The 19,487-nt window shown below is 65.5% G+C and carries 19 protein-coding genes; 16 read left to right on the forward strand and 3 right to left on the reverse strand.

Features of this window, described 5'->3' with window-relative positions:
* Nucleotides 1-400 precede the first annotated feature (400 nt).
* From IT430_20400 to IT430_20460, 13 genes are all read left to right on the forward strand, one after another.
* Entirely contained in the window at nucleotides 401-1,093 is a 693-nt protein-coding gene (locus IT430_20400; GenBank protein ID MCC6910302.1) for a hypothetical protein, read from the forward strand.
* A 63-nt stretch (nucleotides 1,094-1,156) separates the two neighbouring features.
* On the forward strand, nucleotides 1,157-3,346 hold the full coding sequence (locus IT430_20405; protein ID MCC6910303.1) for a hypothetical protein: 2,190 nt from the start codon (nucleotides 1,157-1,159) through the stop codon (nucleotides 3,344-3,346).
* Nucleotides 3,347-3,359: 13 nt separating this feature from the next.
* Nucleotides 3,360-4,820, forward strand: a complete 1,461-nt coding sequence (locus IT430_20410) for a type II/IV secretion system protein (protein MCC6910304.1) — start codon at nucleotides 3,360-3,362, stop codon at nucleotides 4,818-4,820.
* 11 nt (nucleotides 4,821-4,831) lie between these two features.
* Nucleotides 4,832-6,073, forward strand: a complete 1,242-nt coding sequence (locus IT430_20415) for a type II secretion system F family protein (GenBank protein ID MCC6910305.1) — start codon at nucleotides 4,832-4,834, stop codon at nucleotides 6,071-6,073.
* Nucleotides 6,070-6,513, forward strand: a complete 444-nt coding sequence (gspG, locus tag IT430_20420; GenBank protein ID MCC6910306.1) for a type II secretion system major pseudopilin GspG — start codon at nucleotides 6,070-6,072, stop codon at nucleotides 6,511-6,513. The genes IT430_20415 and gspG overlap by 4 nt, the downstream gene beginning before the upstream one ends.
* Nucleotides 6,510-7,004, forward strand: a complete 495-nt coding sequence (locus IT430_20425) for a type II secretion system protein (protein ID MCC6910307.1) — start codon at nucleotides 6,510-6,512, stop codon at nucleotides 7,002-7,004. The genes gspG and IT430_20425 overlap by 4 nt, the downstream gene beginning before the upstream one ends.
* 20 nt (nucleotides 7,005-7,024) lie before the next feature.
* Nucleotides 7,025-7,402 carry a hypothetical protein gene (locus IT430_20430; protein MCC6910308.1) on the forward strand — a complete coding sequence of 126 codons (378 nt, stop codon included), beginning with the start codon at nucleotides 7,025-7,027 and terminating at the stop codon, nucleotides 7,400-7,402.
* Nucleotides 7,399-7,917 carry a prepilin-type N-terminal cleavage/methylation domain-containing protein gene (locus IT430_20435; GenBank protein ID MCC6910309.1) on the forward strand — a complete coding sequence of 173 codons (519 nt, stop codon included), beginning with the start codon at nucleotides 7,399-7,401 and terminating at the stop codon, nucleotides 7,915-7,917. The genes IT430_20430 and IT430_20435 overlap by 4 nt, the downstream gene beginning before the upstream one ends.
* Nucleotides 7,908-8,804: a hypothetical protein gene (locus IT430_20440; protein ID MCC6910310.1), complete on the forward strand. Its 897-nt coding sequence runs from the start codon at nucleotides 7,908-7,910 to the stop codon at nucleotides 8,802-8,804. The genes IT430_20435 and IT430_20440 overlap by 10 nt, the downstream gene beginning before the upstream one ends.
* A gap of 82 nt (nucleotides 8,805-8,886) precedes the next feature.
* Nucleotides 8,887-9,339: a hypothetical protein gene (locus IT430_20445; GenBank protein ID MCC6910311.1), complete on the forward strand. Its 453-nt coding sequence runs from the start codon at nucleotides 8,887-8,889 to the stop codon at nucleotides 9,337-9,339.
* Complete coding sequence (locus tag IT430_20450) at nucleotides 9,336-10,256, forward strand: hypothetical protein (GenBank protein ID MCC6910312.1); 921 nt, start codon at nucleotides 9,336-9,338, stop codon at nucleotides 10,254-10,256. The genes IT430_20445 and IT430_20450 overlap by 4 nt, the downstream gene beginning before the upstream one ends.
* The gene (locus IT430_20455) at nucleotides 10,253-10,780 is read left to right on the forward strand and encodes a hypothetical protein (protein ID MCC6910313.1); all 528 of its coding nucleotides are present in this window, start codon (nucleotides 10,253-10,255) and stop codon (nucleotides 10,778-10,780) included. The genes IT430_20450 and IT430_20455 overlap by 4 nt, the downstream gene beginning before the upstream one ends.
* 20 nt (nucleotides 10,781-10,800) lie before the next feature.
* A complete protein-coding gene (locus tag IT430_20460) occupies nucleotides 10,801-11,388 on the forward strand; it encodes a tetratricopeptide repeat protein (protein ID MCC6910314.1) in 588 nt (195 codons plus the stop codon).
* Between the two features lie 285 nt (nucleotides 11,389-11,673).
* Here the strand turns inward: IT430_20460 and IT430_20465 are convergent, their stop codons facing one another.
* The 3 genes from IT430_20465 to IT430_20475 all read right to left on the reverse strand — a co-directional run bounded on the left by IT430_20465 (nucleotide 11,674) and on the right by IT430_20475 (nucleotide 15,346).
* Nucleotides 11,674-12,384 (reverse strand): hypothetical protein, encoded by a 711-nt coding sequence (locus IT430_20465; GenBank protein MCC6910315.1) that lies wholly within the window; start codon nucleotides 12,382-12,384, stop codon nucleotides 11,674-11,676.
* Nucleotides 12,385-12,556: 172 nt separating this feature from the next.
* On the reverse strand, nucleotides 12,557-13,843 hold the full coding sequence (locus IT430_20470; GenBank protein ID MCC6910316.1) for a hypothetical protein: 1,287 nt from the start codon (nucleotides 13,841-13,843) through the stop codon (nucleotides 12,557-12,559).
* A gap of 513 nt (nucleotides 13,844-14,356) precedes the next feature.
* A complete protein-coding gene (locus tag IT430_20475) occupies nucleotides 14,357-15,346 on the reverse strand; it encodes a hydrolase (GenBank protein MCC6910317.1) in 990 nt (329 codons plus the stop codon).
* A gap of 462 nt (nucleotides 15,347-15,808) precedes the next feature.
* Between IT430_20475 and IT430_20480 the strand changes: the two genes are divergently transcribed.
* The 3 genes from IT430_20480 to IT430_20490 are packed head-to-tail and all read left to right on the forward strand — an operon-like array spanning nucleotide 15,809 to nucleotide 18,905.
* On the forward strand, nucleotides 15,809-16,966 hold the full coding sequence (locus IT430_20480) for an efflux RND transporter periplasmic adaptor subunit (GenBank protein ID MCC6910318.1): 1,158 nt from the start codon (nucleotides 15,809-15,811) through the stop codon (nucleotides 16,964-16,966).
* Nucleotides 16,963-18,174, forward strand: a complete 1,212-nt coding sequence (locus IT430_20485) for a hypothetical protein (GenBank protein ID MCC6910319.1) — start codon at nucleotides 16,963-16,965, stop codon at nucleotides 18,172-18,174. Before IT430_20480 ends, IT430_20485 begins: the two co-directional genes overlap by 4 nt.
* Nucleotides 18,171-18,905, forward strand: a complete 735-nt coding sequence (locus IT430_20490; GenBank protein MCC6910320.1) for an ABC transporter ATP-binding protein — start codon at nucleotides 18,171-18,173, stop codon at nucleotides 18,903-18,905. Before IT430_20485 ends, IT430_20490 begins: the two co-directional genes overlap by 4 nt.
* The last annotated feature ends 582 nt before the right edge of the window (nucleotides 18,906-19,487 follow it).

A 19,487-nucleotide genomic window follows, 5' to 3' on the forward strand; every position in this document is an offset into this window, starting at 1 on the left:
GAACGCCGCTAAGAACTCGTGTGCACAGATGCATGCGTGTCGCCCTTTGCTACGGTAAACAGCTTTGAATACAGCCACGTGAGCTCCGGTGGATGCCGCTGCCGTACATAGTGTGGAGTGTCCATAAACTATGCACAGATGCTGGCAATGTATCCGCATGGCAAGAGATGTGTCAAGACGACAGACGACAGAATGTGCATAGCCGGGCCCGGTCCTCAGGTACGCTGCGGTACACGGAGCCGGCTGCAAATACAGGAGTTACCACCGTGCGAGGCGCGTCCGAAATATGTAGAGAAAAAATAAAATGGTGTCTGCGGCTTGACATTGATGCCGAAGCGCGTCATTGTGTAGACGTGGCGCGGGCCGCGGCCGAATCGCATCATGAGAACGGAGAGCGAACATGAAGAGCGTGTTTGTGTGCGGAATGCTGCTCGGTGTACTTGGCGTGTCTCTAACCACGCATCGCGGGTCCTCCGGCTCGGCCTTTCGAGGGCAGGAGTTGGTCTCAACCCTGGCGATTGAAGTCGGACTCGATCCGGAGTCTCTGGCGGTCGCCGGTTGCGATGCATCTGAAGCGGAACTCATCCTCAGTCATCTGAGCGAAGCGAGCGAGATTCGGGCGGAGTACAGCCTCGCGCTGACGCATCTGGAGGAGACGGCGGCGGCGCTCGCGGCCGCGGCGGAGGTCTTCTCGCTTGATCCAGATGATCAGTCGCTTCGCTCGCAGTATCTGCAGGCGGTCCAGAGCGTGCGGGGGGCCGAAGAACGTGCGGCGGTGATTCGGGCTCGACTTGTCGAAGTGGCATTCGAGGGGCTGGCCCCACAGTTGCGCACCGACTGGGACGCTTCCCAAACGACACGCTCCTTTCGGCTCCCTCGGGCATTCTCGTTCGGGTCGGGCGCTGCGGCGGAAGCCAACGATCTTGAGCGTTGCCTGACGGCGGAGCGTCGCGCTGCCCGTCTTGGCCGGCAACTCAAACCTGAGCTGGCGGAGCGCCTCAACAGCGTGCGCCTCGATGGGCCCGTTGTGCTGGCAGAGCAGCGTCGCGCGGCACACCTGGCGCTCATCCATGGCGTTTTCGATCGGTACTGAGTGCGTCGGCATTCCACGCGGCGAGGAAGGCGGTGGCGGATTCGATTTGTGCGAGCGAAGGCGATGGCGTGGGTAGCAATCGGGTCGGTGACGACCTCGTCGGCAGCGCTTGCTGCGGTCAACCCGCCGCCGCAGATTCAACTGCCGGCTGAAGTCGACCTGGCCCGCCTGGTGGATCTCTGCGCTGCGCGCATGGGTCTGGCCATCGAGTACGACGCCGCAGTGCTCAAGGGACGAGCCACGCTGCGACTCACCGATTCTCTGACCGATGCCGAGTTGTGGGAGTTGACCAACCGGATTCTGGCGTTACGCGGCTTTACGACCGTGAGCGTACCCGGGCAGCAGGGCGATCAGATGCTCAGCGTTGTGCGCGTCGGAGATGCAGCCGGGCTGGTCGGGATCGGATCGTCCGCATCGCGCGCGCCGGCGGGGTTCGTCGCTGTCGTGAAGCGGGTCGAACATCAGTCGCCGGCGAGGATCGTTGAAGCGCTCAAGCCTGTTTTGTCACGCTCTGGCGGATCCGTGGTGACGCTTGGCGAGAGTGATCTGCTGCTCATCACGGACTTCCAGCCGCGCGTGCGGCAGGCGGTCGAGTTGCTCGAGCGCATCGACACTCCCGGGCCGGCCCCGACGGTGGAACGCATCGCAACGCGGCATCTGCCCGCGGCCCGTCTCGCTGCGATGCTGAGTTCGATCGCCGCGGCGCGGGACGGCGTCACCGGAGCGAATGCATTCGGTCGCGTGATAGCCGAGCCTGGCGATCGCGCGGTCGTGCTCATCGCGCTGCCTGAAGAGGTGGAATCCTGGCGGGCGCTCATCGAGCAGTTCGACCGAATTCCCGCCGTCGAGACGCGCACCTACAGCCCGCGCTACTTCGGGCTCGACGAAGTCGCGGCCCTGGTGGAGCAGACGGTCAAGCCCGCCGGCGCAGCCGGAGACCAATGGCGGTTGGTGCGCGATGAACTCACCGGCTCGATCATCCTCACCGCTACGCCAGATCAGCACGAGCAGGCGCACGCGCTTGTCGAGCGGCTCAACGCGGCGCCCGTCGAGTCGAGGCGGCCGATGCGGAGTTTCCAGGTGCGCAACCGGCCGGTTGCGGAAGTGATTGGCGTGCTCGAGCGGCTGATGAGCGCGGGGGTGATCACCGAGGCTGCTGCGTCGGGCGAATCGCAGATGAATTCGACCAATCCTGCGGGGTCCGCTATGTCGCCCGATGTGCCGCGCACCGTGCCGGGCACCGAACCACAGCCAACGCCAGCCGAGCCTGCAACCGGTCGCGACACTGGCGCGGCCCAATCAGCCAAGGTGCCGCGCGACTCCGAGACTCCCGCTCTCACACTCACCGCCGACGAAGCGACGAGCACCATTATCGCCATGGGCGAGCCGCGCCTGCTCGACCAGGTGCGCCGGCTCATCGATGAACTGGATGTGCGCCAGCCGCAGGTCATGGTCGAGATCCTCATCGTCAGTCTCACCGATAGCCAGACGCTCGATCTCGGCGTCGAACTCGAGAAGATCGAGGTCAGCGGAGACGTGCGCATCACACTCTCCTCGCTCTTTGGCCTGAGCAGCGTCACCGACGGCATCCGCAGTGTCGGCAATGCGCGCGGCGGGAGCGCACTGGTGCTCAGCCCGGGTGATTTCAGCGTGGTCGTGCGCGCCCTCGAGACGGTCAACGATGGCCGATCGCTTAACGTGCCGCGCGTGCTGGTGAACAACAACCAGCAGGCGTCGCTCAACTCCGTGCTCCAGCAGCCCTTTGTGAGCATCAACGCCTTTGACACGATCGCGACGACTTCGTTCGGCGGGACGCAGGATGCGGGCACCGTCGTGACGGTCAAGCCCCAGATCGCCGAGGGCGATCACCTCATCGTGGATTACTCGGTGACGCTCAGCGCGTTCGTGGGTGAGTCGGCGGACCCGTCACTGCCGCCGCCGCGGCAGGAGAATCGGCTGCAGAGCATCGCGACGATCCCGGATGGCTACGTCGTGGCCCTGGGCGGGATCGAAGTGACGAGCCGGAGCAAGGGCGTGTCGCAGGTGCCCGGCCTGGCGGGGATTCCCATTGTGGGCGAACTCTTCAAGAACCGCTCGCGCACCGAGAGTCGCAGCCGCTTTTACATCTTCATTCGCCCCTCGGTGCTGCGCCGGCTGGACTTTGAAGACCTGCGCTACCTCAGCGAGGCACCAATGGAGGCCGGCGGCATCGACGACGGATGGCCGGTGGTCGAGCCGCGCGTGATTCACTGAAGATGGAGGAAGCATGCCGGTTGCTCCCACTGTGGATGGCGAATTCGTTGAGCGCATCGAGCGTGACTTCGCGCGGCGGCATCTCATCTTGGGGACCGGTCGTGAGGATGATGAACTCGAACTCCTCGTGAGTGAAACGACGAGTCGCGCGGCCATCCACAACGTCGGGACGTTCCTCCAGATGCGAGTCCGGCCGACAATTGAAGAGGCAGAACAGATCGCACGCATGATCGACGAGGCGTATGCGCAGCACCGCAAGGCGGGCGGGTGGAATGCCCCTGCGGCCGGCGTTGATCGATCGGGCGCGCCTGACAAGGGTTCAACGGCCGTCGCCCGCTGGCTCGAGCAGGCGGATCGCGATCTGCTCAGCACGCAGGGCAAGGGGCCGGTGATCCAATTGGTGGATGCGCTGCTCTTCGAGGCGCTGGGCAAGGGCGCCAGTGACGTTCACATTCAACCGCTGTCGGATCGGACCGTGGTGCGCTACCGCGTGGACGGCGTACTCCACGATGTCCACCAACTTACGGCCGAGATGACCTCCGGCGTGGTCAGCCGCATCAAGGTCATGGGGCGCATGGACATTGCCCAGCATCGGATTCCCCAGGATGGACGCGCCACCGTGACCATCGGCGGCCGACCGGTCGATCTGCGCCTGAGCACGGTGCCCACGAGCTACGGCGAGCGAGCAGTCGTGCGACTTCTGGACAGCGCGCAGCAGTTGTGCGACTTTGAGCGGCTCGGAATGCGCGAGGACGTCGCGCAGACGTTCCTGGCGCGGGCCACGCAGAGCAACGGCATCATCCTCGTCACCGGCCCCACGGGCAGCGGCAAGACCACGACGCTCTACTCGACACTGCGCCTCACGGCATCACCGCAACTCAACATCATGACGATCGAAGACCCCATCGAGTACGAACTCTCGACGGTCGGGCTGGCGGTGAGCCAGATGCAGGTGAACAACAAGAAGGGCATCACCTTCCCGACGGGACTGCGGCACATCCTGCGCCAGGACCCGGATGTCATCATGGTCGGCGAGATCCGCGATGCCGAGACGGCGCGGGTGGCGATCCAGTCGAGCCTGACCGGGCATCTCGTCTTCTCGACATTGCACACCAATGACGCACCAAGCGCTGTGACGCGTCTGGTGGACCTCGGGGTGGAGCCATACCTGGTGAGTGCGTCGCTCTCGGCGGTGCTCGCCCAGCGTCTGGTGCGCACCACGCATCAGACGTGCCGGGGAGCCGGGTGCGATGAGTGCTTCGGCACGGGACTGAAGGGCCGCACCGGACTGTTCGAGCTCATGCCAATCGACGAGCGGTTGCGGCAATTGATCTGCGAGGGCGCGGCCCTCGCGTCGATCAGAGCCGCTGCACGGCAAGCGGGGATGCGGACACTCGGCGAAGAAGGGCAGCGCCTCGTGGATGAAGGCAAGACAGTGCCGCTCGAAGTGCACCGCGTGGTGCAGATGGTCTGAATGGAATTGCGATGGAACTCTGGCGTTACACAGCGGTGCGAACTGACGCGGGGCAGGTGCTGGCGCCGCGCCGCGGTGAACTCATGGCCGAGTCCGCGGTGGAAGTCCGGGCTTCGCTGCGTCGCATCGGCTGGCAGGTCGTCGAGCTGCGCCGCGCGAGCAAGCCGATCGCGATGCCGATTCAACTGCGACACGCCTGGAACCGCCACCTCCGCCGGCGCCGCAGGGATCAACGGGCGGAGATCTTCGAGGGCTTATGTTCGCTGCTCGAATCGGGGCTGCCGCTCGTCGAATGCCTTGAGGTGATGGGCGAGGAGCGGGATCGCTGGTGCGGGCGCTCGCGGCGACAAATGCTCATCGAATGGCGTGAAGCGATGCGCAGCGGCGCCGGCCCCGCCCAAGCGATGGCGCATCACCCGTCGTGGTTCGACGGCATCGACTGCGCCATGGTCGAGTCGGGCCAGCACGGTGGAATGCTGCCGGGCGTGCTCAAGCACATGGCCGAGCGGGAGGCGCGAGTCGGTCAGTTGGGGCATCAGCTCGTCGCTGCACTCACCTATCCGGCGATTATCACCGTGGCCGCCGTCGGAGTCGCCGTGTTCCTGAGCGTGAAGACGCTGCCCGACCTTGCGAATCTGCTCTCGACGGCGAAGATCGAAGTGCCTGCTCTCACACGTTGGGTTATGGCGGGCGGCCAACTGGCAGCTCGCTGGGGCGCGGTGCTGCTTGCGCTCATTGTGTTGATCATCGCCGCCGGAACCATGGCCCTTCATACCGCGGTTCGGCGGTTGCCACATGCGGCGCGAATTGCTACGGCCTGCACGCCGCGAGTGCTACGCACTTGGGCGGTGGCCCGGTTTGCGCAGAATCTCGCAGACCTGCTTCGCGCCGGTGTGCCCGCCGTCGAGGCGCTGCGCGTACTCTCGACCACGTTACCTATCGCACTCAATCGCGTGGTGACCAGCGCCGCAGCTGACATCGAATCAGGCGCCGATCTGGCGCAGGTGCTCGACGATCCGCTCTGGTTCTCGGCGCAATTCAGGCGCCTGCTCCACAGCGGCCAGGCGGCCGGCGAACTCGAGGCGACGCTGGAGCGCATGGCGCAGCGCGATGAACGCCGCACCGAGCGGCAGATCAACCGGCTGGCGACTCTGCTCGAACCGGCGGCCATTCTGACGCTGGCTGCTCTGGTCGGCACGGTCGTGCTCGCGGCGGTGCTGCCGCTTACGCGGCTTCAGGAGGTGATACGGTGACTCAGCGCGCGATGCAATCTCGCCGCGGCATGACGCTTGTCGAGATTCTCGCGGTGGTGGTCATCCTCGGCCTCATCGCCACGACTCTGCTTGTCGGCTTCTCCGGCACGTTCGGCAAGGCCAAGCACGAACTGGCCAAGAGCGGCATCGGCCTGCTCGCGGGCAAGGTCGAGACGTATCGAATCGAGAAGAGCGACTGGCCAGGCAACGAAGTGGGTCTGGCGGTGCTCAGCGCTCCGCACGCGACACCGGCCGCGTCGTACTACGTGAATGCCGATCAGCTCATCGACCCGTGGGGGCGCCAGTATCTCTACGTGATGCCCGGCCCTGACGGCCATCCCTTTGAGATTCTCTCGTACGGAGCCGATGGGCAGCCGGGCGGCGAAGGCGAGAACGCGGATCTGTCATCTGCGAATCTTCGAGGGAAGGCGGATCAATGATCGTCCGAGTTGTTAATTCGCGATTGCAGCGAGGATTCACACTGATCGAGATGCTCGCCGTGGTCGTGCTGCTGGGGCTCATCTCGTCGACTGCAGTCGTCTCGCTGAGCAGAGCAGACGAGGCGGGCGCGCTGCAATCAGCTCGCTGGGGAATTGCGAATCTCGATGCGCAGGCCCGGCTGGCCGCGCGAACCGAAGGTGGCGCGGTCGTGATTCGCCTTCTGGATGGCGGGGCGCGTATAGCCGCCAGCACCACGTCCGCATCCGAGGGACGGTGGTCGGCTTCATTTGATTGCCCTCGTTCCACACTCATTCGATTCCTCGAGGGAGGCGGCGGACAGGAATTTGACGGCATCTTCATCGACCGAACCGGCCGCAGCGCCGACGCGACATTGCAGATCTCGAATTCGTCAGGTCGCTCGGAGCAGTGGTTCGTCCACGGTCTCACCGGCGAGATCAGTCGGTTCGATGCGAACGGAGGCGGGCCGTGAAATGCTCATCGCGTCGCGCCATGACGCTGATCGAAGTGCTCGCCGCCACGGTGGTGCTGGCGATCCTCAGCAGTGTGTGTGCTTCGTTGCTGCGCAGTGTGCCGGCTATGACCACGCTGTCCGCGACCGACGCGGCATCCATCGACATGATGGCGCTCGATGACGCGGCTGATGACCTTCTCGCCGATGCGAGCCTGCGTGAGCGCCTCGTCGCCGACGCAAGTGGTGAACTTCTGATGCCTTGGCCCGGGCTTCCGGCCCGCGCGTCGATCCGGATTCGTCGTGTCGAACATGAGTCGACTGCCGAGAAGCCATCGCACGCCTGGCTGGCATTCTCATGCGAAGAGTTCCTCATCTGGCGCCGCATCGAACTTCCAAGAGAGAACCCGGCTCCATGAAGCGACGTGGCATGACCATCCTCGAATTGCTCCTCGCCCTGGCGCTGTTGGGCGTCTTGTGTTCGCTGCTGACTTCATGGCTCGTGACGGTGGCCCGGCTTTCGGCGGAGCGAGGCCCGCGGCTCGAATGGCGATCGGCAGCGATGCGCGTTCTCGATGGGATCGGAGATGATCTGGCGTGCGGGGATTTCGAAGCGACCGCCCGCAACGCAAAGCTCAGGCCGCGCGTCGAAGCGCAGGAGCCGGCGCGCCTTCGCATTCGCACTCGAAGCACATCGACGCAGTCTCCGGACAACGCCGGTCCTGGAATCCACGAGTACCGCTTCGACCGCACGGCTCAATCGCTCGCAGTCGCCATCACGTCGACGGCGCGATCCACATCACCGGTGAACCGGCAATTGCTCAGCGGCGTCGCCGACTGGCAAGTCCAACTGGATGAGGAGGATCGCGTCCTGAGCGTGACCATCGTCTCGCGCCACGGCGACACATTGAGCAGGAGATTCACATGGCCCTGATCTCCTTGACAACGAGTCGTCCGCCTCGTCGTGGCGTGGCGCTATTGCTCGCACTCGCGATGATCGTCCTGATCGTTCCCGTAGCGCTCGGCTTCACGCAGCGCGCTCTGCTCGCCGGGATGGATGAACGGGTTTCGGAGCAGGGACAGGTTGCTGATTCGATCCGGACTCAACTGGAAGCAGGGCCGCTTCAGAACTGGCTGTCCACCGAGTCAGGCAAGGTCGCTCTCCCCGTTGAAGCGCCGACACCACGCGTTGACGTCCTCCACGAGCACTGGGAATTCGACGATTGCGAATATGAGGTGCGCATCACGGCGTGGGATCAGTGCGGCATGGCGCCGTGGGAGGTGATCGCCACCGGCTCACCGCTTCGCGCTGCCGTTCCCGCACGCATTCTCGAGCGGGCGAGACCTGTCGCCTCCGACCGGCCGCGTTCAAAGCCTCTCGGTCTCGATCAGGTAGCTCAGTTCACTCTCGATGCAGGTGGCCCGGTGCTGCCCAGTGCGTTCCCGTCGCCGGACGAGCGGGATGCGTCTTCGCCCGGCGCCTGGATCGCCACGCATCCCGTCGGGGAATATGGATCGATCAACGTGAACACGGCGCCGTTGCCGCTCATCCAAGCCGCTTTCGGGCAATCCGGTCGTGGCGGCATCGAACTCATCCTCGCCGCGCGTCGCGAGGGGCGGGTTGGGCCTCTGCCCGCAGCCGTCGTCGCCGAGGACGCCGGCGCTCAACTCAACGCGAAAGTGCAGCTGATCGGCGCGAGCGCCTGCTGGGCACTGCGCATCGATGTCCGCGTGGGGCTTGTTCGCCGGTCGTGGTGGAGTGTCTACCGACAATCTTCCGGAAGATGGGAGTGCGTGCAGCGTCTTGTCATACCCGACTGATCCAATTCGATACTGGGCAAGACGACGGGCGGCAGTCTTGATTGCCGGCGCGCTGGTGCTTTGCGGCACAATGACCTGGGCCTTGCGGCCCGTCCGGATCCCACCGCCGCAGCATTCGAGTGTCGGACTGGCGGGCAGGGAAACTCCACCAGACGCGCAGAGCGAGCACCGGGCCGATCGCGCGATTGACCTCGCTGTCTTCGATGTCAACCTCTGGCACGCGCCCGAACCTTCTCCGATCGCGGCCGTCGAAGCCGAGCCTCCCCAGCCGCCGCCGAATCTCGAACTCATCGCGATCGTGGCCGAAGGCAGCCGCTATCTCGCAGCGCTCTACGACGCGACCTCAGATCGACTGCACATTGCCGGCGCCGGCGAAAGCATCGGCTCACTGCAGATCATCGGCGTAGACGCGGGCGGCGTCGAACTGCGCGGCCCGTCGAGGCAGTTCAGATTGACGATCAGGACGCTCGCTTCGGGTCCGCGCGAATCAATCGATGCGATGCTGCTCGCGCGCCAAGAACAGAGTGAGCCATGACGCCGCGGCCCACAGCCCCTGAACATCTCGTCTGGCCCGCCGAGCGTTTCTTCTGGGGTGTGCTGGATACTTCGGCGCTGCCCAGTCGCCTGGGCCGATCGCGGCCGGATCCGAAGCAGCTCGGATTCCTCTTCGAGGAAATGCTTCCCTGCCCCATCGAGGACGTTCAGGCCGTGTACCTGCCCCAGCCAGGGCGGCGCTTCATCGCATGCGGCATTCTTCGAACGCAGTTGGAACAGCTCCCCGCGGCGACGCTCACGCTTGCGCCGCAGTGCGCGCCTTCGGACATCATCGGTGATGCGCCATTGGATTGCCGCCAGATCAATCTGCTCACCGGTCCGTTCGAACCCGCGCCGCTGCGGCGACTTCGGCGAGCGGCGCGGCGCGACTTGATCGCGATTGCGGCGCTGCTGCTGCTCGTGCTCTGGCTCGGAGCGCAGCGGCGCATCACAGCGCTTGATGCCGCCCGGGCCAACCTCGACGAGATGCGAGGCGGCGTCTATTCGAGCCTGCTGGACGCCTCGGCGCCGCCATCGAGTCAGCCGCCTGCGCTGCGCCTGCTGGCGGAACTGCGGCAACTTCGCGCCACGCGCGCGGAGCGATCTACTTCGCTCCCGCAACCCGAGTCGGCGCGTTCACTCGAAGCGCTGCTGCGCCAGTGGCCCGGCGATCAACCAGTCCGCACCGAGTCGATCAGCATTACGTCTAGCGCGATAACGGTCATCGGCGTGCTGCCCACACCGGAGCAGGCGCAGCGCTTTGCGGGCGCCTTCGAGGCGCTTCCGGGATGGCAGGCGAGGCAGCCGCAAGTGGATTCGACCGGCGATGGCGTGCGCCTCACGCTCCGGTGGCGTCGGGCCGCTGACCACGATCCGCGCCCATCAGGCGCAGCGCCGGCAACGGGAGGCGGGCTGTGAAGGCGGTGCGGCCTGGCATCATCAATGCGCTCGGCGTGACGGCGGCCGCGCTCTTCATCGCTCTGGCCTTTCGCCAGATCCGCCTTGCACGCGACCGCTACGACGCTGCGCTCGCCTCAGTCGAGGCGCTCCAGCGCGACGCCGCCGAAATCATCGACCTGCGCGCTCGGCGTAAGGTCGTGGCCTGGAAGCAGCGGCCGACGACGGATATGCTCGCCGAAATCAACGCGGCCCTGGTCGAAGCCGGCATCCCTTCATCGCGCCTGCGCGGCATCGGCGAAGGCGCTGACACCCCTCTTGCCGGCCCGGGCGAGCAGAACCTCCCTTTACGCCGCCAATCGCTCACCGTGAATCTCGAATCGCTGGCCCCGGCGGAAATCGGGAGCTTTCTGCACCACTGGCTGCTCCTGCAGCATCAGTGGAGCGCTGATCGACTCGAACTCATCCATCGGCGCGGCGACGCACAGAACGACACGTACGACCTGCGCCTGCACATCACCGCCGTTTACTATGCAGGAAGTTGACCTGCGGAATCGAGCGCCACATGAACCCCGCCGTCAATCGAACACTCCTGATCGCCGCGCTCGGGTGCATGATGATGGGCAGCGGATGCGCGGCTCCGCGCCCCGCCGGTCCGTACCAGAGCGTCTCCGCCGCGCAGCGCGACTCGATGCGCGCCCAAAGGCTCACAGCGGAGGCGGCGGATCTGACCGGTTCCGATCCGCAGCGGGCGGAGGATTTGCTGCGCGAAGCCCTCACCGCTGACCTCTACCACGGCCCGGCGCACAACAACCTCGGCGTCATTCACCTGCAGCGCGGGCAGCTCTACGAAGCCGCGAACGAATTCGAGTGGGCCCGCAAACTCATGCCCGGCCACCCCGATCCGCGGCTCAACCTGGCGCTGACGCTCGAGCGCGCCGGCCGCATCGATGAGGCGCTGGCCGCGTGCGAGTCGGCCCTGCAGGTCTACCCCGGGCACACGGCGGCGACCGAGGCGCTCGTCCGTCTCCAACTCCGCCACGGCCGCGCCGATGAGCGGACGACGGATCTGCTTGCTGAGATTGCCATTCGCGGCGAGACCGAGCATTGGCGACAGTGGGCCCGAGCCCGGCTTGCGCTCAGAGCCGAGTGAGGGGGGCCGCGCCTCTGCGGCCGCGTGTCTGGGCGAGGACCTTTGCGGCTCAACGGCGCCGGGCTCATTTGGCGCAGAAGAAACGCCCCTGCAGGGCAGGGGCGTGAAACGAGGCGGACGGGATTCGAACCCGCAACCACCGGATCGACAGAGGAACCTTGCCCGAGCGCGAGACTCGTAAACGACGGTAGGGACGAGGGTTGCGGATTGCAAGCGGTGCGGCTATTGCGCGGTTTTGCGGTCGTTTTCGCGGCGGAGCGCGGTGCGCACCGCGCAGCGAGGTGGCTACCAGTCATCCTTCGCCAGATCTTTGTTGCGCTGTTCGAGGCGCCACGTGCTGAATGAGTGCCGCTCGATCCTGCGCAATGTTCCTTCGAGGCCGTTGGTCTTGAAAAGTTCATTTCCGGCGGCCCTTGATACCCTGGCTCTAGCCTTCTCGATGGTCAGCCACGAGAGATCTTCTGCCAGCAGTTCAGCCGCTTCCGTAACGGTGAGCCAATCGCTCGGCTTGACCTCGACCACGCCCGGTGTCGGGAAGATGCGGGCTAGATCGAGGCTGAGGCAGCCGGATTCCAGAACGGCATGCTCCGCGAGCACGGCAGTCCGCGGGCGCGTACCGACCGACCAGATGTTGCCGGGCTTCACTCCGACGGAAAGCACAATCGGACGCTCCGACGCGGTCAGCCGCTCTGCGGTCGCAGCGATGGCGGCCGCGTCGAAACGCCCCAGCCCGAAGCCGAGGAACACCTCGCAAGCCTGTCCGCCGATACCCGCACCGCCGACCAGCACGACTCGACCCGGAACATCTACGATGAGGATACCGGATGCGTCGATCGCGGTGGCCACGGCCCGAGCCAGTCCAACCAGACTGAATCGCCACTGCTCAAAGTCGCGGGGTTCGAAGAAGGCGACGCCGCAGCCATGCAGGCACCGGTGAACGCAGACCAATCTTTCCGGATCGTCGGGGTGCGCCTCGAATCCAAGGTTCGGCACCACACACTCATGCTCGCACCCGTCATAGATGATCTCTTCCGCCTGCTCGTGCGGCGTGAGAATTCCCACTGCTTCGATCGACGCGAGCCACTCCCGCGGCCATGCACGCGCATCATGTGGCGTTAGCACGCCATCTCGCAGATGCTCAATTCGAATCAGCAACTCAGGCAGCGGCTCAGACACGTGCGATCCCCCATTTCACGAGATACTTCTTTGCCACCGCGTCGTAGCCATGGTCTTTGAGATTGCACCGGTCCGGATAGGTGATCTCAAATGTCAGCGACTTGCCACGAGATCCGTTCTGCCCGCGAAACTTGAAACATAGCTTCGCTTGGGAAACGTGGAGTGTCGAGAGCGGAACCTTTGATTTGTCGATGGCTTCATCTACCAGCGCACGAAGCACATCAGGCACATCCGGTGTCGCGCGACCTGAAAGCACCAGTCGCCGATATCCCTTGCCCGGGAGATCGAATCGGAGAAGTCGAATCTCGACTCCGGCGATGTTGTCCGCAGGATTCGTCTCGAAAGTGAAGTCGCCTCGCTTCAACACAGACAGGTCGTAGGGTGGTTTCGACTGAGGATCGGGGAGCGCCTTCAGCCCGAGCATCACCTTGCAGAACGCCTCTGCGATTTGCTCCCTCTGCTGCTTATCCCCACCCGCCACCATCTCGAGGACGCCGTCCTCCTTCCGATAGACAAAAATGATCTCGCGAGCCGTACGTCTTGCGTGACGTATGAAGTGATCCTGATCGTCATAGCCGAGATCGGTCTTAGGACGGCTCTCGGGATAGGCGAAGCAGCAGAATCGGTCGGGATCGCGTCGTTCAACCGTCTCGATGTGACACCGCCTACCGTACCCTTCAACCCTAAAGATTGCACGGAGTGTCTGGCCGAGTCTATCACGGTGCTCTTCGTCATCTTCCACCTGAAGTCGCTTTCCCACGGTCCATCGCTGCCACCGGCTCTCCGCAAAGCGGTCAATCTCGTTGTATCCCAGAACGCGCTCCACGAGCTTTCGATCCTCGACGAGCGCGAGCAATGCTCGCTCGCAGTCATTGGCCATGCCGTCGAGTTGAGGCGCCCAACGGCGCTTCCAGAACACCGCGTCTTCGTAGATGAGCCGCGACCCGCCATCGGTAGCAAGTTCGTTGACGGTGATCAGGTCGATATCAACGGAGTCCTGAGTGATCGGCTCCAGCGCGTCCAAAGCCCCGATGATCGGAGCCGGATCGCCGTCCTCGTACTCGTCCCACTCGAAGTCACTGAGTAGGCTACGGCTCTCGAAATAGCGCTGGAGCAGGGGCTTTGAAATGCTCCTGAGGATTCGCTTCTGGGAGTACTGTGCCATCCGCCCGGGTTCTCCAAGGGCCACTATCCCACTGACACCATGATCAGAAAAGACACCATCCGCCACAATGTCAAATCGCCTCTTGGTCCACCCGCGCGGAGTGCGGAACGTCATTGATGGTTGCCCGACCGCGATTTCTCGCCGAACACGTCGGCATACCGTCGGCGCTGTTCCGTGCCGGTCGTCCGCTCCAGTTCGGCGAGCAGTTTGCCCACGTTCAATCCCATGCGTCACCTCCTTCCCGCCGCTCTCGACCTCGTGAACCAGCGGGACGATGAGTGTCCGAGCATGGGCCAGGGTCAGGGCAAGTCGAAGGCGCATCTGGGGGGCAGTTCTGGGCCGCCAAATCGGCACCCCGGCGGTGCATGGCGAGCACGCCGCCAGCCAGAATGCCGGCGATCTCGTCGAGCCGCTCGCCGGCCGTCAGTTCACCAGGATCATCATCGCGCAGGTACATCGGCACGCTCCGAAGGCGGAGAGTGGACGACAGCGTCCGAGACGCTTGGCTCGGCGGGCCGTGCGGCCCGCTACTGGTTAACTACGCAAAGTGTGGGGAGAACTGCGCGCGAAGGCGCCGGCAGGCGCTGCGCACGGCAGGGGCCACGCGTCGGGAGGCGCTGCGGAACCTCACGACGGCGCGATTGATGCGGCGGATGTGAAGAACCCGGCGAGATATTCGGGCACGCGCTGGTCGAGCCAGAAGCGCGGCGCCCAAGGCCAGCGGCCGCCGATGAACCCCATGTGCCCTCCGCTGCGCATCAACTCAAGCGTCACCTTGTCGGACATCTCACCCGGCTCGGGAATCACATGGGTCGGCACGAGCGGATCATTGCGCGCGTGAAGCAGCAGCGTCGGGACGTTGACGTGCCGCAGCAGCACATCCGTGCGCGTGCGGGCGTAGTAGTCCTCCGCATCCTTAAACCCGTTGAGCGGCGCGCTGACGCATCGGTCAAAGACCGAGAAGGTTCGGATGCGGCGCAGTGCCCCGCGATCGAGCGGCAGGCCGAGGTCCATCAACTGCAGTTTCCGCAGAATGTCGCGGCGGAGGCTGCGCAGCAGGTACCACTGGTATACGCGCGACAGGCCGCGCCCGATCCGCCCGGCCACGACGCCGAGGTGAAATGGCGCCGACACCCCCACGGCCGCGACCACCGGAAGCGAATCGCCGCGCTGACCGCTCTCGCCGAGCCACTTCAGGCATATGTTTGCGCCGACGGAATACCCCACCGTCGCGATCGGCGTGTGCGGTTCGCGCTGACGCAGGTGATGCACGAGGTAGTGCAGATCGCTCGTCATGCCACAGTGGTAACTGTGCGGAAAGCGGTTCGGCTCGCCGCGTCCGCGGTAGTTCAGCAGCACGCCGCGCCATCCGCGCCGCTCGCACTGTCGCAGCAGACGCCGGACGTAGGAGGATTTCATGTCCCCTTGCAGGCCGGGGAGAATGACCACGATCGGCCCGGCGCGCCCCACCCAGTCCAGCCGGACGAAGTCGCCATCGGGCAGATCGAGGCGCTCGCAGCGCGCGTCAAGGCGGACACGGCCAGCGAGCAGCGGCCAGATCGTCTGTCCGTGCCCGCCGGGCAGCCACCAAGTGCCCCTGAAGGCGGCGCGACTCATGGGTGTGAGGTCTCGGCCAGCGAGGTGAATGACCCGCGCGCGCAGCCAACCGCCCACGGCGTCGGTCTCGCCATTCCACCCGGTGTAGAAGGCCGACAAAGGGTGAAGACTCGCGTGAGAAGCAGGAACATGGCGACGCTCCCAAGGGGCTTGCCGCAGGCAGATCCAAGTGCGGCCGACCCACGCCGCGGAATCATCGGCCCTGCCCCAAGTGCGTGCCGTTCGAAAGAAAGCGGATTGGCCGAACTGCGCGGTTTATCGGAGTTGATTATCCACATATAGTACCTTTCCAGACCCCTGTGTCAATCACCGCAGGGCGATCGTGGCGCGCGGGCGTGGCGGTCGGCCTGCGCTGGTGCATGCGGGCCGGCCGGCGGCGACTAAAATCGACCAGAGTATCCACAACGCGATTGACTTGCCGTGCGCCTCGGCTTCCAGCCGCGGTGTGGAGCGGAGGACTCCATGATCAGAACACTGGCCCGCCGAACCATCTTCGCCGCCCTCGTTGCGGCGGCCGTGCTCGCGCTGCTCTGGCAGGTCCGATGGCGCGCCGTTCCGGTGGAGGGGTTCGAAGTACAGGCACGTGAACTCATGGTCGAGACGATGGGCACGGGAACGCTCGAGTCGCGGGTCTCAAGCACCGTCTCCGCGAGGATTCAGGGCCGAATCGTCGAACTGGCCGTCGATCAGGGCGATGCCGTCGAAGCCGGACGGGTACTCGTGCGTCTGGACGATCTTGACCTCACGCGGCAAATCGACGTGGCCGCAGCCGTCGTCGAAGTAAATCGCGCTGCGCTCAATCGCATCGAGAGCGATCGGCAGCGGGCTGAGGCGGTGCTCGCTCAGGCCCGGCTGGAGCACCAGCAGGTGATCGACACCTTTGCTCGAGGCGCATCATCGCCAACAGAGCGCGATCGCGTCATCGAGCGACTTGCCATCGCCGAGGCGGAACTGGCGCGGGCGGATGCAGCGATCGTCGAGGCCCGGGCCGCGCTGGCCGCCTCAGAGCGCTCGCTCGACCTGCAGCGCGCCCAACTGGACGACACGGTGATTCGCAGCCCGCTTTCGGGCCTGGTCGTTCGGCGTGATCGTGAGGTCGGCGACATCGTTGTGCCGGGATCTTCCATTCTCCGCCTGATCGAAACCGGGACGCTCTGGGTGTCGGCGTGGGTGGACGAGACGGCGATGGCGGCGCTGCACGTCGATCAACCGGCGCGGATCGTCTTCCGCTCCGAGCCGGACCGCGAGTACCGCGGGCACGTGGCGCGACTCGGCCGCGAAGTTGATCCGGAACTGCGCGAGTTCATCGTCGAGGTCGTCGTCGACGAGTTGCCCGCCGCCTGGGCGGTCGGCCAGCGCGCCGAGGTCTATATCACGACCGATCGCGCTCCGCAGGCGCTCGCCATTCCGGCGGAATACCTGTTCGCCCGCGAAGGGGTCGGCGGCGTGTGGGTGAATGAAGAGGGGCGGGCGCAGTGGCGGCTGTGCGAGACCGGTCTGCGCGGTCGCGCGTTCGTCGAGATCACGCGCGGCCTCGAAGCCGGGGATGTGGTTCTGCGACCCGCCGATGTCGCGGCCGAACGAATGCTCCGCGCCGGCCGGAAGGTGGCGCTGCAATGAACCTGGCTCTGCGCGACGTGCGGCACAATCTCGGGCGCTTCGGCCTCACCGCCGTGGGCATCGGCCTGCTGCTCATGATCGTCATGGGCATGGGCGGCATCTACCAGGGCATCGTCGAGGATGCCACGCTTCTCGTGGATGAACTCGACGCCGATCTCTGGCTCGTTCAGGCGGAGACCCGCGGCCCCTTTGCAGAAGTCTCGCGCCTGTCACCCAGCCTCGAGGACCGGGCGCTGGCGGTGCCCGGCGTGGAGAACGCGCGCCGATTCGCCACGCACACGATTCAACGTACGCACCGGGGGCGTCCGATGCGAATGGTGATCGTCGGCTTGGCGTGGCCTCAGGACCGCGGAGGGTGGATTCCCCTCATCGCCGGCCGGCCGCTGGCGCAGGGGCGCTTCGAGTTCATTGCCGATGAGTCACTGGGCATCGCCGTTGGCGAGCAACTGCAACTCGGGCGCGACGTCTTCACGGCGGTGGGAATCACCAGGCACATGGTCGGAACCGGCGGCGACGGCCTGGCGTTCTTCACGGTCCGCGACGCACAGTCGATTCAGTTCGACCTTTCGCCCGAGGCCGTGCGCTTCGAACGCGAATCGCGCCGCGCGCGGGCCCACGACCTCGACCTGGCGCTGACACAGCCGGCGCTGCTCGATCGCGCCCGCCAGCCCGCGTCGACATTGCCCGCCATTGCCCCACCCATGGTGAGCGCGGTCCTCGTCGATCTGGCGCCCGGAGCGGATGGCAACGTCGTCCGCGCCACTTTCGAAGGCTGGCCCGATGTCTCAACCTACACCGGCGATGAGCAGCGTTCCCTCCTGCTCGAAGGGCCGGTGGACCGGGCCCGGCGGCAGATCGGGCTCTTTCGCGCCTTGCTCGTGCTCATCTCCGCTCTGGTCATGGCCCTGATCCTCTACACGCTGACCTTGGACAAGATCCACGATATCGCCATGCTCAAACTCATCGGCGCCCGCGATCGCATCATCCTCGGCCTTGTGCTCCAGGAGGCTTTCCTGCTCGGCGCGATCGGATACGTGATCGCGTACTTCGTGGGGATGCAGGTGTATCCCTTCTTCCCGCGCCGCGTCATCATCACCGGAGAGATGCTCGCCTGGCTCGCCGCGGCAGTCGCCGTACTCTGCCTCGCCGGAAGCGTGCTGGGCATCTGGAAGGCCATGCGCGTCCAGCCCAACGAGGTGCTCTCATGAGCGCGCCCGCCTCCTCGCCTTCTCCAGCGATCGAAACCCGCCGGCTCACGAAGATCTACGGAAGCGGCAACACCGAGGTGACAGCCCTGCGCGACGTGACCTTCACGCTCAACCGCGGCGAGGTCGTGGCGCTGCTGGGCCCGAGCGGCTCGGGCAAGTCCACGTTGCTGGGCATCGTCGGACTGATCAATGCGCCGACGCGGGGCGAAGTCATCCTCGACGGCACGCCGGTCTACCGCGATTCGCGCGTGCTCGTGGACGTGCGCCGCTACCGCCGCGAGCGCATCGGCTTTGTCTTCCAGAAGTCCAACCTGATACCCTTCCTCTCGGCGCGCGAGAACGTGCAGGTCGCGCTGGAGATCGCGGGCGTCAGAGGCAGCGCGGCCCGCCGCCGCGCCATGGAACTGCTCGAAACGCTCGGCCTGGCCGACCGCGCGCATCACCTGCCCAGGGCGCTCTCCGGCGGCCAGCAGCAGCGCATCGCCATCGCCCGTGCCCTGGCCAACCGACCCAGCCTCATGCTCGCCGACGAACCCACCGCCGCGCTCGACGGTGAGCGCGGCAGGCAGGTCATGCAACTCTTCCGCGATCTCGGCCACCAACACGGCGCGGGCGTCCTCGTCGTCACCCACGACCATCGCGCGCTCGATGTCTTTGATCGCGTCCTGGAGATGGAGGATGGCGCACTCCGCGCCCAGCCGGAGATCGCCGCGCCGATCGCCCCACACTGAAAGGCCGCACAGCTGCGTGGCTACTGCCTGCGCCCGCTTCGAACCGCCCCTGAATGTAGCTTCCGCGTACACCCAACCTGGCAACCCGGACTTCGCGCGCAGGTATTTCCGTGTTCGCCTCGGGGTCCGATCCGAACCCTGCTGTTAAATAACTCGGTTGTCAACCAGAGAGGGTGAGAGTTTGAGAGGGTTGGGGTCGATTGACGATCCGAACCCCCGGGGTTTGGATCGGGGTGCCGATCGGGCGTTTCGGAAAAGAGAGCGCGGGCTTCGCGGCGCCAGCGGCGCAAGTCTTTGGAATCACGCCACTTTGCGCGACCTGTGCGGCAGGTGGCCGCTGAGCCCGATCTGTCAACAAGAACGCCGCCGAAAACTCGCGGCGGCGTCGTGAACTCCCCGATCCGAACGGTTTCGAACCGTTGGCTAATCGGGAACCGGGCATGATAGCGCTCGCGCGGCGTTAACCAAGCGGGTCGAGCCGCATTGGCGCGGCAAAAAACGCGGGTGGCGGAGAGTCACCGGAAGTGGCCGCGCCGCTCGGAAGGCGGCGACCGCCGTTCGCCAGCCGCCTCCTCTGCGGGG

Source organism: Phycisphaerales bacterium, from assembly GCA_020852515.1.
GTDB lineage: Bacteria > Planctomycetota > Phycisphaerae > Phycisphaerales > UBA5793 > UBA5793.